Origin of the sequence: Actinoplanes sichuanensis, assembly GCF_033097365.1 — a bacterium.
GTDB lineage: Bacteria > Actinomycetota > Actinomycetes > Mycobacteriales > Micromonosporaceae > Actinoplanes > Actinoplanes sichuanensis.
In genome coordinates, this window is the sequence record NZ_AP028461.1 from 4854595 (window position 1) to 4869566 (window position 14972).

The 14972-nt window shown below is 70.9% G+C and carries 13 protein-coding genes; 4 read left to right on the plus strand and 9 right to left on the minus strand.

Translation table 11 applies throughout. From position 1 onward, the window contains the following. Positions 1–60: 60 nt before the first annotated feature. Positions 61–1011: a quinone oxidoreductase family protein gene (locus tag Q0Z83_RS22335; protein WP_317795908.1), complete on the minus strand. Its 951-nt coding sequence runs from the start codon at positions 1009–1011 to the stop codon at positions 61–63. A 162-nt stretch (positions 1012–1173) separates the two neighbouring features. Between Q0Z83_RS22335 and Q0Z83_RS22340 the strand changes: the two genes are divergently transcribed. Continuing rightward, positions 1174–1839 carry a hypothetical protein gene (locus Q0Z83_RS22340; RefSeq protein ID WP_317795909.1) on the plus strand — a complete coding sequence of 222 codons (666 nt, stop codon included), beginning with the start codon at positions 1174–1176 and terminating at the stop codon, positions 1837–1839. A gap of 90 nt (positions 1840–1929) precedes the next feature. Here the strand turns inward: Q0Z83_RS22340 and Q0Z83_RS22345 are convergent, their stop codons facing one another. Genes Q0Z83_RS22345 through Q0Z83_RS22355 form a run of 3 tightly spaced genes read right to left on the minus strand, consistent with a single transcriptional unit; the run spans position 1930 to position 3687 of the window. After that, on the minus strand, positions 1930–2397 hold the full coding sequence (locus tag Q0Z83_RS22345; RefSeq protein WP_317795910.1) for a hypothetical protein: 468 nt from the start codon (positions 2395–2397) through the stop codon (positions 1930–1932). A 9-nt stretch (positions 2398–2406) separates the two neighbouring features. Further along, on the minus strand, positions 2407–3210 hold the full coding sequence (locus Q0Z83_RS22350) for an alpha/beta fold hydrolase (RefSeq protein WP_317795911.1): 804 nt from the start codon (positions 3208–3210) through the stop codon (positions 2407–2409). 42 nt (positions 3211–3252) lie between these two features. Beyond that, positions 3253–3687, minus strand: a complete 435-nt coding sequence (locus Q0Z83_RS22355; protein ID WP_317795912.1) for a nitroreductase/quinone reductase family protein — start codon at positions 3685–3687, stop codon at positions 3253–3255. A gap of 29 nt (positions 3688–3716) precedes the next feature. On the opposite strand from Q0Z83_RS22355, the gene Q0Z83_RS22360 reads away from it, so the two are divergent. Together Q0Z83_RS22360 and Q0Z83_RS22365 are read left to right on the plus strand one after the other, a co-directional pair. Continuing rightward, positions 3717–4529 (plus strand): nucleotidyltransferase domain-containing protein, encoded by an 813-nt coding sequence (locus Q0Z83_RS22360; RefSeq protein WP_317795913.1) that lies wholly within the window; start codon positions 3717–3719, stop codon positions 4527–4529. Positions 4530–4848: 319 nt separating this feature from the next. After that, entirely contained in the window at positions 4849–5277 is a 429-nt protein-coding gene (locus tag Q0Z83_RS22365; protein WP_317795914.1) for a cupin domain-containing protein, read from the plus strand. Here Q0Z83_RS22365 and Q0Z83_RS22370 read toward each other — a convergent pair. Next, positions 5271–5636, minus strand: coding sequence for a GntR family transcriptional regulator (locus tag Q0Z83_RS22370; RefSeq protein ID WP_317795915.1), 366 nt, complete (start codon positions 5634–5636; stop codon positions 5271–5273). The two genes, Q0Z83_RS22365 and Q0Z83_RS22370, sit on opposite strands and share 7 nt — an antisense overlap. 5 nt (positions 5637–5641) lie before the next feature. Continuing rightward, complete coding sequence (locus Q0Z83_RS22375; protein ID WP_317795916.1) at positions 5642–6439, minus strand: hypothetical protein; 798 nt, start codon at positions 6437–6439, stop codon at positions 5642–5644. 108 nt (positions 6440–6547) lie between these two features. On the opposite strand from Q0Z83_RS22375, the gene Q0Z83_RS22380 reads away from it, so the two are divergent. Next, positions 6548–7375, plus strand: a complete 828-nt coding sequence (locus tag Q0Z83_RS22380; protein WP_317795917.1) for a hypothetical protein — start codon at positions 6548–6550, stop codon at positions 7373–7375. Here Q0Z83_RS22380 and Q0Z83_RS22385 read toward each other — a convergent pair. The 3 genes from Q0Z83_RS22385 to Q0Z83_RS22395 form a co-directional block, all read right to left on the minus strand. Continuing rightward, positions 7353–10115 carry an AfsR/SARP family transcriptional regulator gene (locus Q0Z83_RS22385; protein ID WP_317795918.1) on the minus strand — a complete coding sequence of 921 codons (2763 nt, stop codon included), beginning with the start codon at positions 10113–10115 and terminating at the stop codon, positions 7353–7355. The genes Q0Z83_RS22380 and Q0Z83_RS22385 overlap by 23 nt on opposite strands. 76 nt (positions 10116–10191) lie before the next feature. After that, positions 10192–12243 (minus strand): hypothetical protein, encoded by a 2052-nt coding sequence (locus Q0Z83_RS22390; RefSeq protein WP_317795919.1) that lies wholly within the window; start codon positions 12241–12243, stop codon positions 10192–10194. Positions 12244–12262: 19 nt separating this feature from the next. Then, positions 12263–14941 (minus strand): CHAT domain-containing protein, encoded by a 2679-nt coding sequence (locus tag Q0Z83_RS22395; protein WP_317795920.1) that lies wholly within the window; start codon positions 14939–14941, stop codon positions 12263–12265. Positions 14942–14972 lie beyond the last annotated feature (31 nt).

Consider the following 14972-nt stretch of genomic DNA (forward strand, 5'->3'; position numbering starts at 1 on the left):
GGAAGCCGCCGTGGCAGGCTGTGGCGACGGCTGGAGTCGGCCGGGTGGTGCCCTTGAGGCTCAGGGAAGCAGGGTCACCTTGCCGGTCGTTCTGCGGGCGAGGAGGTCCTCGAAAGCGCGGCGAGCGTCCTCAAGGGGATATGCCGCATGGACCATCGGTTTCAGCGTGCCGTCGGCGGTGAGCTTGAACATCTCCGTCAAGGGCTCGGCATAGGCGCCGGGAACGGCAAGAGCCGGACGTAGCCAGAAACCGATCACGGCCGTGTTGCTGTCCGAGAGGGCACCCGGGTCGACCGGTGGGCGTCCCTCACGGGATGCGTTGCCGAACGTGACCAGACGTCCGAAGTTACCCAGAATCTCGAGGCCGGCGCCGAAGACGCGACCGCCGACCGACTCGAGAACGATGTCCACCGGCGCCCCGCCGTTGGCATCGAGTACGCGCTCGGCGTACCCATCCGCGTCGCCGGATACCGCGGCGTCGGCACCGAGAGACAGTGCCAGGTCACGTCGGGCATCGGTGGAGGCTGTCGCGATGACCCGCCCGGCACCGAAGTACTTGGCGAGTTGCACAGCGAGGGATCCGACGCCCCCGGCCGCCGCGTTGACGACAACCGTCTCGCCGTCGCGTATCCGTGCGCAGCTTCTCAGCACGTGCCAGGCGGTCAGTCCCTGGACGAGCAGCGCGAGTGCTTCGGCGTCACCCACCCCTTCGGGCAACGTCACGGCGTCGGCGTAGTTCACCACCGCCCGCTCGGCGAAACCGCCACCACCGAAGATCGGTGCGAGCACGCGACGGCCGTCAGTCGCTCGACCGACCACCTCGGTGCCCGGAATGAATGGCAACTCAGGCACCGGTCGATACGATCCGGCAACGCGACTGGTGTCGGCGAAGTTGACCCCCGCCGCGCTCACCTCCACGAGCAGTTGCCCCTCGCCCGCTTCCGGATCCGGCACCTGGACCAGGTCCAGAACGTCAGGGCCACCGAAACGGGTGCATTGCACGGCTCGCATGATCAGCACCGTATACCGCCGCCGACAGCAACCGAGTAACCCACAAGCCACCGACATCCGGATCTGCCGCGATCAGCTCGCAACCAAGAGTCACGGCGGACGCCCGCCGGCCAGCCGTCCACTCGTGCCAGGAAAGTGCGCCGGTAGCCTAGATTGGCGAGCGTGGATCATGATGACCTCGTCCGGACAGTGGTCGCGGTGGCCGCTGCCGCCGACCGGCGCGCGATCGAGCAGGCGTGGCTTGCGAGCCTGGTCACGAGGGACCAGCGTCGGCGGAGTGTCTGGCCACGGCTGACGTTCCTGCGGCACCTGCCCCGGCATGGCTTCGTGCCGTCGCAGCATTTCCACCCCACGAGTTGTGGGGTGTGCGGTATGCGCGAGAGCGAAGATGCCGTCACCTCCGAGTGCCTCGCCGGCGATGCCTTCTGGCTCCGCCCGATGAATACTCAGTGGGCCGGCGCTGCGGTGGAGCATTTCGACGGAGTAGACGATGACCACGATGTCCACCGGGGCCGAGCAGTGCTGGAAGATATCGTTGATGCGATCCGGTCACTGCCCGAGTCCGCACAGTTGACGGAGCTGAACGCAGCCCTGATCGGCAGACTCAAGTCGAACAAGCGAGAGCGGACTGTTCTGCTCGAAGCTCTCGGCTACGCCGGCGCCCTGCCCGCGGGCGGATACCCGAGCTATGCGACAGAGTTCGTATCGTACGACGACGCGAACACGCGAATGCCCAGCCAGTTCTACAAGAAGGAATGGGCGTACCCCGTGCGGTTCTGGACCGGCGTGGACGGAGTCGATCCCGCTCGTCTGCCCACTGGTGAATGATGGAAGGCTACCGCGAACCCGGCCGTCGGCTGACCCTCATGCCGGCAAGCCGTCACGCGCACTGGTGCCGAGATCAGAGCGGCCCTCGCATCACTCGGGTGCGCTACCGATGAAGGCCTCCGGCCGGCACAGCACGGTGATTCGATAGGACAGGCCGATGTTGGACCAGATTCGACCCCGAAGCGTGAGGCAGATGCCGACCCGGTCGTCGTGCTCCGGGTGTTCGAAGAAGTCCGCACTCGGGTCCGCGATTGCGCCGACCAGCCCTTGTGAGCCCTGTGCGGTGCCCGGCACCTGGAGCAGACCGGCGGAGATCTGGATCTCGGCGTCGTCCAACTCGCTGACCGTGTACCAGTGGGTGTCCGGCAGAAACAACTGCGAGTCGACAACACGCCGCTGGTAGTTCGGTCCCATCATCCCGGAATCGGGATCGGGGATGTCACCGATCCAGGCCGTCCCTGCGAAGTCGGTGCGCAGCCGCTGGGTGTCGGAGCGGAACTCCGTCACGAGCGTGTCGATACGAGGCTGAGCGGCGAGGTGCACGGATGCGTCGGTCATGATCACACTCTATTCGGGGCCGGTGACACCCGACGCGGCCGCCGGTGATTTGCCCGCAGATCCTGCGCCACCCGTTCGTTCCCGCATAGAATGCGCCACCTCAAGCTCAGCGGCGGCGTCGAGGAACGAATTGACGGCGGCGACGAAATCGTCCGGCGCGTCCCGGTGAATCCGGTGGCCGGCTTCGATGGTGACGAGTCGGCCTGCCGGAATGCGGGCCGCCACGGCCGCGATCGTGTCCTGTGGCAGGAAGCTGGCCGACCCGCCCGCGAGGACCAGCGTCGGTGCGGTGATCGTGTCGAGGCTCGCCCACCAGGCGGGATCGGGCGTGTTGAGGTCGCGCAGGATCGACGGGCGGATCTCACGGTCGTAATACGGTGCGGAGGCGTCCACGTCTGCCGGAACCGTGATGCCGAGCGGGACCGGCGGTGGACACTCCTCGAGGACCAGTGCGGTCACCCGGTGCGGCGCCACCTGGGCGGCCAGCATCGCCGCGAAACCGCCCAGCGAATGACCCACCAGGATCACCCGATCCAATGCGAGCCGGTCGAGCAGCAGCAGCACCGCGTCCCGCATGACCGTCATCGAGTACGGCCCGGTCCGGTCGCTGCGGCCCATGCCCGGCAGATCCGGAACGTACACGGTGCGCCGTTCGGCGAAGGTCGCCACCAGGTCATCCCATGTGGTGCCGTCCCCGCCGCCGCCGTGCAGAAGAATCATCGGGACGGCCTCGACGGTCAGGTCCGGGGCGGGGTCGAATTTCCGGTACGCGAGCCGGCCCCACCCCAGGTCCATTTCCTGGTAGTTCTGCACCGCGTGAGCTTACTGGGCACCGAGGCGAACGGTTCGTGGCAGTCACTGTGCCACACCGGTGAGCAGCCAGCGTGCTACAGGAATCTCCAGGAGAACCCGCGGCCACTCGCGTTCGACCGGAATGGTGATGTCCCAGTCGTACTTCGTCTTGAAGAGCTCGGTGATGTGCGGCGAGAAGTCATACGGGTGAAGCGTCACCCGGCCTTCCGCCACGACGGGCGCGTTTCCGCCCTCCAGCGCGACGGACACCCGCGGGTCGAGGCGTACGTTGCGCACCTTCTGATTCTTTTCGGCGCTACAGATCCACAAGTTCTGGTCATGGAAGACAAACCACACCGGGGTCAAGTGTGGACTTCCATCCCGCCTGAGCGTGCACAACCAGGCGAGCGGCTCTCGCTGGAGCCGTTCGAGAATGCCTTCGTCAAGCCGGCCGGACATGTCCCCCCATGTGCTGAAGATCGAGGCACACTCTCTCATGGCAGACGGGACCCGCCGTGGGACACGCTATGCGGATGACGGTGAATGGTCTGCACCCCGACGGGACGATCGCGCGAGAGGGCGGGCTCGATCGAGTGCCGGCCGCCTTTCGTTCAGTGGTCGACGCGGCACGGATCGAGGTCACCTCGGGCTTCGGGGCTGATCGACTGCACAGTGCCTACCTCTACGGCAGCATCCCTCGCGGGACGGCGATCCCCCGCGTTTCCGATCTCGACGTCCTGCTCGCGTTCCGGGACGAGCCGGGCGACGCTGATCACGCCCGCGTACGCGCCATGGAGGACGCACTCGATCAGCGTTTCGAGCAGGTCAACGGCGTCGGCATTCTGCTGTGCAGCACCGACAAATTGCTCAGCGACCTTGAGCGTTACGACCTCGGATTCTTCGTCGCCTGCCTCTGCACGTCGTGGATCGGTGACGACCTCGCCGCACGGCTGCCGGCCTACCGGCCTACCTCCCTGCTGGCGCGCGAGACCAACGGAGACCTGGATCTAGCCCTCGTACGCTGGTCGCGACAGGCCGCCGAAGCCACCACCAGCACCGATGTCGAGGCACTGACCCGGGGCATCGGGCGCCGGCCCGTCCGCACCGGCTTCACTCTGATCATGCCGCGTTGGGGTGGCTGGACCAGCGACATCAGGCAGGCAGCGGAACTCTTCGGCACCTACTATCCCCATCGAGCCGCGCAGATGGCGATCGCTGCCGTCGTCGCCCGCCAACCGTCGGCTGATCTCTCCGTGGCGGAGATGCTCATCGACGACCTGGGGCGATGGCTCGCCGACGAATACGTCGCCGTTCACGGTAAGAAGGCGCCTCGCCCGTGAAACGAACGCAAGAGCTGAACGGTTCGCCGGACTTTCACGACTCGACACGACGCCTCGTCGTCGATCTGGTGCGGCGGATCGAGCCGGCGCAGGCCGAGCCTGGACCCCGAGGCGGGGATCACGGTCAGTCGCCGAGGAACCACAGGTAAAGGTGGCGGCCGTCCCGCACCAGGGTGGCGAGGCGGCGGACCTCTGCACGAGCGGGCTCCGGGATCAGGCCGTCCGGGAGTCGATCACCACGCCACGATAGCGGCACCTTCCCGGATGAGACCGGTCACGGCGCCTATCGTCGACTCGTACCTTATGGAAGGGATTGACCTTGAAATCTCGGACGCTCACCGGCGGAATCCTCGTCACCGCGATGATGGCCGTCGGCTCGCCGGCCCTGGCGACGCCGCCCGGGCCGGGCATGACCGCCACCGTGATCAGGAAGGTCACGGCCGGCGGCACCGACTGGATCCTGCGGGAGATCACCATTCCGCCCGGCCAGGCCACCGGGTGGCACTGGCACAGCGGCAAGGTGTCCGGCCTGGTCAAGCAGGGCACGCTGAGCCACTTCGGCGCCGACTGCAAGTCCGACGGCGTCTACCAGACCGGCGGCGTGATCCAGGAGGAGAGCGGCCCGGGATACGTCCACATCGGTGTCAACCGGGGCACCGTACCCCTGATCCTTGAAGTTCTTTATGTTCAGCCGACCGGGGCGCCGTTCGCGAACGACGCACCCAATCCCGGCTGTGACTTTCAATAGGAGTCGGGCCGGGCCAGCGCCGCCTGAACGATGTGGACCGCCTCGGCGGCGTCGATGCCGAGGCTGGCGATGACCGCGGCGTATTCGGCGGCGGCGCGGCGGGCCCGTTCGCGGCCCTGCTCGCCGGCCGCGGACACGAACGAGCCGGCCGCGCCGCGGGTCTCGATCAGGCCGGCCTCCTCCAACTCCCGATAGGCGCGGCCGACCGTGTTGACCGCCAGCCCCAGGTCGGCGGCCAGGCGGCGGATGGTCGGCAGCCGGGTGCCGACGGCCAGCGTGCGCTCCTGGATCTGGGCGGCGAGCTGGGCGCGGAGTTGCTCGAACGGTGGGACGGGCGACGCCGAGTCGATGACGATCATGCGGTTCACCGGGCGGTGGAGCCACGCTGGGCGGCCAGAGCGCGGCGCCCCTCCCCCACCGTGATCAGCATGAGCGCGACGACGCTGAGGACGATGAAGACGAGCCACGCGGTGTTCCAGGCATCGAGCCCGGCGTCGAAGACCGAGACCACGGGCAAAGACCAGACCACGGTTGGTACGGCCACCTCGCGCGCGTCCTCGACCCGCATGAGCAGGTCGGCCTTCAGCGAACCCTCGTCGTCGGCGACCACCGGGTGGGTGAGCACGTGACGCAGTTGGACGGCCGTACCGACGGCGACCCCGCACAGCCCGATGAGCAGGATGACCGCCGCATACCGTGCGGCGCCCACACGCCCGATCAGGGACGCGACCGTCAGCACCGCACCGCCGGCGTATGTCGCCGCCAGGAACGCGGCCCGTGGGACGCCGAGCACGGTTCGCCAGCCGGGCCGTACCGAATGGGTGGCTCGTCGCGGTAGGTCTGAGCCGGCCTGCCGGTCGACGCGGCGCACCCACCGGTTCAGCAGTGACAGGCCCAGCACCAGCCCGGCCACCAGGGTCGTCAGCACCACCAACTGCGGGCCGAACCCGTCACCGGCCGGCTGGAGCGGCAGGGCCGAGACGTAGACGAGAGCGGTCGCGACGAGGAACACGGCCGGCAGGATGGCCGCGCCCAGCCGGGCACGTCGGCGGACGGCCAGGCGGGCGGCCAGCATCGGTGTCGGCTCGACGCCGGTCAGGCCGTGCCCGGCCAGCCATTGGCGGGCGATCTCGAGCGCCGTGGGACGCACCTTCTTCGACATGGCACCCCTCCCTTGTCTCAAACCTTGTCTCACCATCTTGCGACAAGACTTGCGACAAGTCAAAGGCGCCGAAGAATTCCCGAAACCTCGATCCCTAACTTGCCCCGCATGAGAACAAACCGATTCGCCGCCCTCGTCGCCGCCGTCCTGGCCCTGGCGGGTGCGCAGGTCGTCACCGCTCCCGCCCAGGCCGTCCCGGGCCGCGTCCGTATCGCGGCCACCTCGGCGAACAACAACTCCACCCTCAAGTCGGTCAACGCCGTCTGTCCCGCACCGACCCGCGTCGTCGGCGGCGGCGGCTGGGCGTTCGACAACGACGCGAACAAGGTCCGCCTGATCCGGCTGGAGCCACTCAGCAGCTCGTCGCAGAGCAGCTACTTCGTGCAGGCAGAGGCCGAGATCGGGTTCACCGGGAACTGGTGGCTGGAGGCCTACGCGATCTGCGCGACGACACCGGCCGGCCACCAGATCGTGCAGGCCACGAGCACCCCGGCCTCCGGCACCTTCGTCTCCCGGATCGTCGACTGCCCGACCGGTAAGAGACTGCTCGGGACCGGCGCCACCATCCTCGGCGGCAACCGTGAGGTCGGCCTGCAACGTACCGGCTCCGACAACGGCCTGACCCGGTCGCTGGCCACCGCACGGGAGGACGCCGACGGATATGCCGGCAACTGGACGCTCACCGCGTACGGCGTCTGCGCCAATCCGGTCTCCGGAGCAGGCCTGAAAACGCAGCAGACCTCGGGCAGCGTGGCCAACTCCTCCTGCACGAGCGGCCTGGTCCACTCGGTCGGTGGCGGCGGCCCGTTCTTCGACGCCGGCCCGGTCTTCCTGATGAAACTCTTCCCGTCGAGCAACGGCAGCAGCATGGGCAGCGCCATGACCGGCACCCCCTCGCACGGCATCACCGAGGTCAACGCGATCTGCGCGCCCTGACCGAGTGAACTGGCCCGGCACCCTGATGCCGGGCCAGTTTCGCGCGCACCTCACCGGCCGGAAGGCCCAGTTCGTCCAGCAGGATCACCGCCTGCTGCCAGGCCTCGCGCGCCCGCCCCAGGTCACCGGTGGCACTGCACGAGTCACCGAGCAGGGCCAGGCACTTAGCCTCCTGCGGCCGATCGTGTGCCTCCCGGAACAGCCGTACCGCCTCGGCGTAGCCGTCGGTCGCCGACACCCGTTCGCCGCGCTGCTCGTTGAGGTGCGCCATGTTGAGCGCCGTGTTGGCCTGGCCGTGGACGTCGCCGATCTCCCGGGACAGCCGCAACGACGCCCGACACGCCGTCAGCGCCTCGGTGTACCGGCCGACCTGCCCCAGCCCCCACCCGATGTTGTTCAACGCGCGGGCCTGCCCGGCCCGGCTGCCCGACTCCTGATAGAGCCGCAGCGACTCCTCGTCGTGGGACAGCATGCTGTCGAGGTCACCCAGCCGCGCGTACATCCGGGCGAGGTTGACGTGGGTTTGCGCCGCACCGGCCAGGTCACCGACGGTGTCGAAGAGCGCCAGCGCCGCGGTCAGGTCGGCGCTCGCCTCGGCGTCGCGGGCCAGCACGTCCCGCACCCGACCCAGCGCGCGCAGGGCATGCGCCTCCCGCCGCGGATCACCGATCCGGCGTGCGGCGGCGACCGCGCTGCGCTGGACGAGCTCCTGGTCGTTCCAGCGTCCCTGCAGGTTGAGCACGTTGGACAGGGTCCACGCCAGCTGCCAGACCGCCTGATCGGCCAGGCCCGCGACGGTGAAGGCGCCGATCAGGGCGTCGTGCTCGGCGGTGAACCAGGCGAGGGCGGCATTACGGTCGGTGAACCGCTCGGCGACCACCCCGGCCACGGCGGGCGGCGGTTCGATCGGTTCCCGGGAGGGATAAACGAGCAGGTCGGCGCGATGCGCCGACTGCACATAGTGGTCCAGCAGCCGGGCACACGCACGGTCGGCCCCGGGGTCACCCGTTGCGAGTTCTCTGGCGTACGCCCGGAGTAGATCATGCATCAGCCAGCGGCCCGGCAGATGCTCCTGGATCAGGCCGGCCTCGGTGAGCACGGCCAGCGCCGCCCGCGCTTCGGCGACCGGGACACCGGCCAGACCAGCCGCCACCGGAGCCGTTACGTCCCGGCCCCAATGCAGGCCGAGCAGCCGGAACAGCGCCGCCGGCCCGGCGTCCAGAGCACGCACCGAACAGTCGAACACGGCCCGGATGTCGATCGCGGCGTCGTCACCGGCGAAGCCGTACAGGGTGGTGTCCAGTTCGGCGACGAGCTCGGCCAGCGGCAGGGCCGGGCTGAGCACCGCGCGCCCGGCCACGATCGCCAGCGCCAGCGGAAGCCGGGCGCACCGCTCGACGAGCCGTCGTACCGCCTCCGGCTCGGCCGCGACCCGCGCTTCGCCGATCCGACGACCGAGCAGACTCACGGCCTCCTCGGCGGTGAGCAGATCGAGCTCGACCGGCTGGGCGTTGTTCAGCGCGATCAGCCCCGGCATCTGATGACGGCTGGTCACCACGACGACGCAGCCCGACGCACCCGGCAGCAACGGCCGAACCTGACCCGCCTCGCGGGCGTTGTCCAGCACGACCAGCATCCGGCGGCCGGCCAGCAGACTCCGATAAAGAGCGCCACGCGCCTGCAGGCCGTTCGGTATCCGCCCCGGCTCGACGGCCAGCGCTCCCAGCAGGTCCAGCAGCGCCTCCGCGGGGCTCAACGGGGGCGACTCCGGGTCGTAGCCACGCAGATTCACGTACAACTGCCCGTCCGGGAAACGACCGGCGACCTGATGCGACCAGTGCACCGCCAGGGCGGTCTTACCGACGCCCGCGGTGCCGGTCACCGAGGAGATCACCACGGCGGTGGCCTGTTCCCGGTCCAGCGCGGCGTCCAGCCGGGCCAGGTCCGCGGTCCGCCCGGTGAACGCCTGCGGCGCGGCCGGAAGCTGCCGTGGAACCAGTGGTGTCGACGGTGCCGGGGACTCCCCGGCCACCATCTCCTGATACAGATCGCGCAGCCCGGCGCTCGGATCGATACCCAGTTCGTCGGCCAGCCTGGCCCGTAGCCGGCGGTAGCGTCGCATCGCCTCGGCCGACCGGCCACTGCGGTGCAACGCGGTCATCTCCTGCGCGGCCACCCGCTCGTCGAGCGGATACCGGGCCGAACACCGGGCGAGATCACCGAGCAGCAGCGTGTGCTCGCCCCGGCGCAGGGCGACGTCGTGGTGGTCGAGTTCGGCGGCGAGCCGGTCGACTTCGAGAGCCCGGCGCACGTCGTTGAACCAGGGCGTGTCCAGCGTCGCGAACGCCTCCCCCCGCCACAACCGCGCCGCCGCCGCGAACAGCCGCGCCGCGGTGGCGTCGTCGGCGGCCGCCCGGGCTTCGGCCACCAGCCGCCGGAACCGGTGCAGGTCCACGCTGTCCGGGTCGGCCAGCAGCGTGTATCCGGCCGGCCCGCGCTGGATCGCGACACCGGACAGCACCTGCCGCAGCCGGGACAGATACCCGGCGAGAGCGGTACGCCCGTGGCGCGGCAGCCGGTCGGCCCACACCCGGTCGATCAGCGTGTCGGCGTGCACCGGCTGATTGACATCCACCAGGAGAGCCGCGAGAACCGCGCGTTGGCGTGCGTGCCCGACTCCGACGGCCGTGCCGTCCACGGTCGCGACCACGTCACCGAGCACCCGAAAATCGACCGTCACCCATACCTCCCGGGCGATTATGCCGGGCGGGTCACAGCGCCGACCGATGACCGGACCGAGCCGGCCCGCGTTCGGATCAACAGCCGTGGCAGACCAGCACTCCGGCGCAGGCCGGGTCGCTGAGGTCGACGGCGGCGTCGATGCCCCGGTATTCGGCGGCCAGCAGCTCCGGCGGCTTACGCCGGGGGTCGCGCAGCCAGGACCGGACCGCCGCGACCGCCTCGGCCGGTTCCAGCCCGTCGTCGACCAGCGCGGTGTGCAACATCCAGTAGACGAGTGATGCCACTCGATCGTCGACGGCCGCGGTGAAGCCGATCACCGAGGTGAACCCGCCGGTCAGCAAGGCCTCGGCCAGCGCCCCGAGGGCGGCCGGTGTCGGGGGCAGGATCGCCACGCCACCCGGACCCGGCGACGCGGACACCGCGATCGTGGCCGGAGTCAGAATCGTGCCGTCGGCCAGTTCGAGGGCACCCTCGACGGTGACACCGCAACCGAGGTGCAGCACCGACGCGTTCAGGTGCGCCATGACCTGCGCGGGGGTCGCCTCGCCGTGGTTCTGCTCGATCGTGTGGCCCAGGCCGGTCGAGCGAGGGTAGAAGGCCCGCCGAAGCCGAAGCACGTCGACGGTGGCGCTTTCCCGGTCGGCACGCGGGTTGGCGACGAAGACCGCCGCCTCGGCGATCGGGCGGCGGCCGCGGCGGATCAGCGTGAGCAGCTGGGCGGCGGTCCGGACCTGCGACACCGTCGCGTCACCGGTGATCGGCGTGGTGGCGGCGACCCGGCCGGTCCAGTCGGCGCCGGGCACGACCGGTTCCCAGGTTCCGGCGGCGGTCAGTGCCCTCGACGGATAGACCAGCGCTTTGAGGCCGGCGTCCCGCATCGCGGCGGCGACCTCGGCGAAGGCCGCTTCCAGAGGTGCGGCGCCGGGCAGGTCGGCGGCGATACCGAGGGCACGCTCGACCTGTTCCGCGGGCATGCCGGGCAGGTCGGCGGCGATCCGTTCGAGGCAGCGGGCGGCGGCGTCCAGGTCACCGAGGCCGTCCGGTGGTTCGGCGCCGTCGTGGTGATGGCGGGCGATCAGGGCGACGGCCAGGGTCAACCGGTCGGCGGGTCGGCTGCCGGGAGCTTCGACGGTCGCGGCGGCCAGGGCGACCTGTTCGTCGACTGTCGGCGAGCCGGTCCGCATCAGGGTGCGGAGTTCGGCGGCGGGTGTCGCGGGGATCGGGTCCGGCTGAGGGCGAGGCACCGGGCCGCCCGCCGGGATCGGGCCGTCGACTACGGCGACACGGCCCGGGTCGAAGGGGATGTCGGGTCGGTCGCGTTCGTCGAACGGCCGCCCCGGTCTCGCCGGTTGCGCCGTCGGCTCCCCGGCCTGATCCGGGTCGGCGGGCGTCCCCGGCGGCCCAGAGGCGGCGGGCGTCCCCGGCGGCGCGGGGGTGGCGGGCGTCTCCGGCGGTTTACGGGGAGCGGGGACGAAGGCCGGGATGTCCGGCATCGGCGGCGGCGTCATACCGCGGCCACGCATCTGCTCCTGCAGCCTCTGCATCGCCGTGACCATCTGGGCGAGCCGTCCGAAATCCATGCCGCCGGAACCGCCGACCAGCCCGCGCAGCAGCTCGGCGACCTCGACCAGGGTCCGCGCCGACGAGGTCAGCTCCGCGCTGACCGGCGGCCCGTCGGCGACCTCCCGGAACAGGGCGATCGCCCGGTCGATGTCGCGGGCGTCACCCGCCGGGCGGCCCGGCAGCAACGCCCCCGGCGAGGTCATCATCGCGGTCGCCCCGGCCATCAGCAGCTGACCGAGGACCAGTCGGGACCCGCCGCTGAGCACCGGTGACTGCCCGGGGAAACCCAGTGACTCGTCCAGCAGGTGGATGCCCGTGGTGCGGTCCCGGGGGTCGCCACCGTGCAGCAGGTGCCGCATGCCGTACAGCCATCCCAGCTGCGCGGCGACCTGCCCGCGCAGCTCCTCACCCGGATCGACCCGCTGGTAGGCCTTCTCCAGCACACCGATCGCCTCGTCCAGGTACTGGCGTGCGCCCGCCGACCCCGGCCCGGCCCGCAGGTACCGGTTGGTCAGCTCGGCACCCTTCTCGACCTGCCCACGCAGACTCTCGTAGTCGGACATCCCTGGCTCCTCTCGGTCGTCACCGGCCGCCGTGGACGAACGCGGCCCACGAGGCGACCGCGGCCAGGTCGGCCCCGGCCAGCCGGTCGCGTAGCACCGCGGGCATGTCGTCCGGGATCTGCCGCTTCGGGTCGAGCATCCACAGCTGGGCGTCCCGCAGCGCCGCCCACGGCGGGCGACCGGCCACCCGCAGATTGCGATGCACCATGAACATCAGCGCCGAGGTGGCACTGTCCGGGACGTTCCACTGGCTGGACAGCACGGTGCGGGCGCCGCCGGCCAGGAACGCGGTGCCGAGGCTGTACGCCTCGTCGAAACCGCTGAGGGACAACCCGGTCTGGCAGGCGGCGAGCACGACAAGACCCAGGGCACGTTCCGGTACGGCGGTGAGCAGTGCGATGAGTTCTTCGGCGGTCAGCTGGCCGGTGTCCCGCTCGTCCGTCGCGAGCTGCAGATAGGCGGTGGCGCGTGGTCCGCCGGTACGGACGAACCCGTGACATGCCAGGTGCAGCATGCCCCCGGAGACCGGCCCGGGAGTGGTCAGCCAGGACCGTACCTCAGCGGACGTGCCACCGCCGCTGCGGCTGGGCGTGCCGTCCGGACGGCGGCCCAGGTAGCGGGCGCCGGGGTAGAAGAACTGGCGGATCGCGTACGCCTCGAGCCGTGCCGCCGGCAGTGCCCGCACCCGGGCGCCGGCCTCCGGGTCGCCGACGATCAACCCGGTACCGGACCGCGGAACGGGCGCGAGAGAGGCCGAGCGCACCAGCATCCGCGCCGAGGCCGCCTGCGAGACGGCGATCAGCTCGACCGCGTAACGGCCGTCGCCTCGCCGGGCCGCCTGCCACGGGACGCGCGACAGGTCACCCATCGGGATCAGCACGATCCGGTACGGCCGGCCCGCGGTGGCGGGCAGCCTCGGCAGGTACGTCTCGATCAGCGGCCGCATCACCGCGTCCCACGCCCAGCGGCCGATGTCGGCGAGTCGTTCGGTGAGTTCGTCGTCGTCCTGCTCCTCGGCGTCGTCGAGCTCACGATCGACCACGTGCCGGCTCAGTACCGTCAGGTACTCGTCGATGCGAGGTGCCATCTCGGCGGTCAGGCCCAGGAGGGTGAGGAAGCTCGGCGGTCCCACCACCGGCGCGATGACGGCATGCCCGGGCCGCACCCTCTCCCCCGGCACCAGGTAGACCAGCGCATCCGCTTCGAGGTCGGTCAGCGCCTGCTGGATCTCGGCGTACCCGGGCGGGTCGAGCAGCCCGCCGGTGGCGCTGGTGCGGCTCAACGCGGTCATCACATCGCGGCGAAGCTCGGTGGGCAGGGCGGCCGGGTCCCCGGTCGACGCGGCGACCCGCCATCGGTCGGCGAGCGCGATCTCGCCCGCCTCGGCGAGACGGTCGGCGAGCGATCCGGTCACGGTGGCGGCGAACAGGGCCAGACCACGCCCGGCGTCGAGCGCGGTGATCGCCGCCGCCGGGTCGGTGGCGGCCAGACACTGCCGGGCCACCTCGATCGCCTCGTCACCGGCATCGCGTACCGCGGCGGTCGCAGCGACCAGGTCGGGCTGGACCAGCACCTGCCAGACCCGGCCGCGCAGCCCGTCGAGAGCGACCAGGTGCGCTGCGGGACGGTCACCGAGGTGGCGGCCGATCTGCCCGGCCATCTCGCTGATGATCTGCCACTGGGGATGGTGCGGCCCACCGGCGAGTGCCCGGGCCTCGTCGACGATCCCGGCCGCCTCGCGCAGCGCCCGGCCGTCGCCGGACAGCTCGTGGCGGTGCATCAACGCGGTGGCCAGGGTGCCGAGGTGCACGACACGCATCGGGTCGTCCGGGCCGATCAGGGCGAGAGCCTTGCGTAGCTGGTCGAGGCCGAGTTCGAGGCGCGCGGGGTCGGTCTCGCGGCCCGCTCGCAGGGCGGTCAGACCGGCCTGGCTGTGCAGCAGGGCCCGGTCGGCGGGGGCCAGGCCGGGCCGCTCACTGTGCGCGACGAACGCGGCCATCTCCTCGTCGGAGGGTCGGGGCGAGTCGTCGTCGATCAGGCCGGCGAAGGTGGCGAGACCGGGCGACGCCTCGTCGAACGCGGCCCGGACCGGTCCGTCCGGGAGCGCGTCGATGGTGTGCTGGATGACCGCCGGGTCGTACCGCCGGTCGGCGAGCATGCCTGCCATGCGGGTCAGCACCGCGGCCTCGGGCTGATTCGCGAGGTGTGGAGGCAGCCCCGCCAGGAACTCCGCGATCTCCTCGGGCAGGTGAACCATCGCCCCGGCATCTGCGCGACGGACGCCGACGGCGAACCGCAGTGCCGTCCGTGCCGAGGTGAACAGTGGCTGCAGGACCGCGTCGTCGGGGTGCTCGGCGGCCAGCCGCTCCAGGCGCTCCAGGTTGCCGGCGGGATCCTCGTCGGGCTGGGCGAGCAGCAGAACCTCGGCGGCGACCCGGGTCCGCGGCCAGCCCGGGGTGGCCGGTGGATCGCTGTCGGCCGCCGCGAGCAGCCCGGGCATCGCCCGGGTCGGCACGGGGCCGGGCACCGTCCCGGTCTTGAAGATCGCCTCGATGAGGCCGGCGGCCAGCCGGGCGCGGCCGGGCGCCCCGTCCGGCAGCTGTTCGAAGTCGCGCACCGCGGCGTCGAGGTCGCCGTGCCCGGCAACTGCGGCGGCGATGGCGGCGTACCGCGCGACCACCGCGTCCTGATCGCTCACCCGGTCCTCCGTCCGATCGATCCGTGCACTC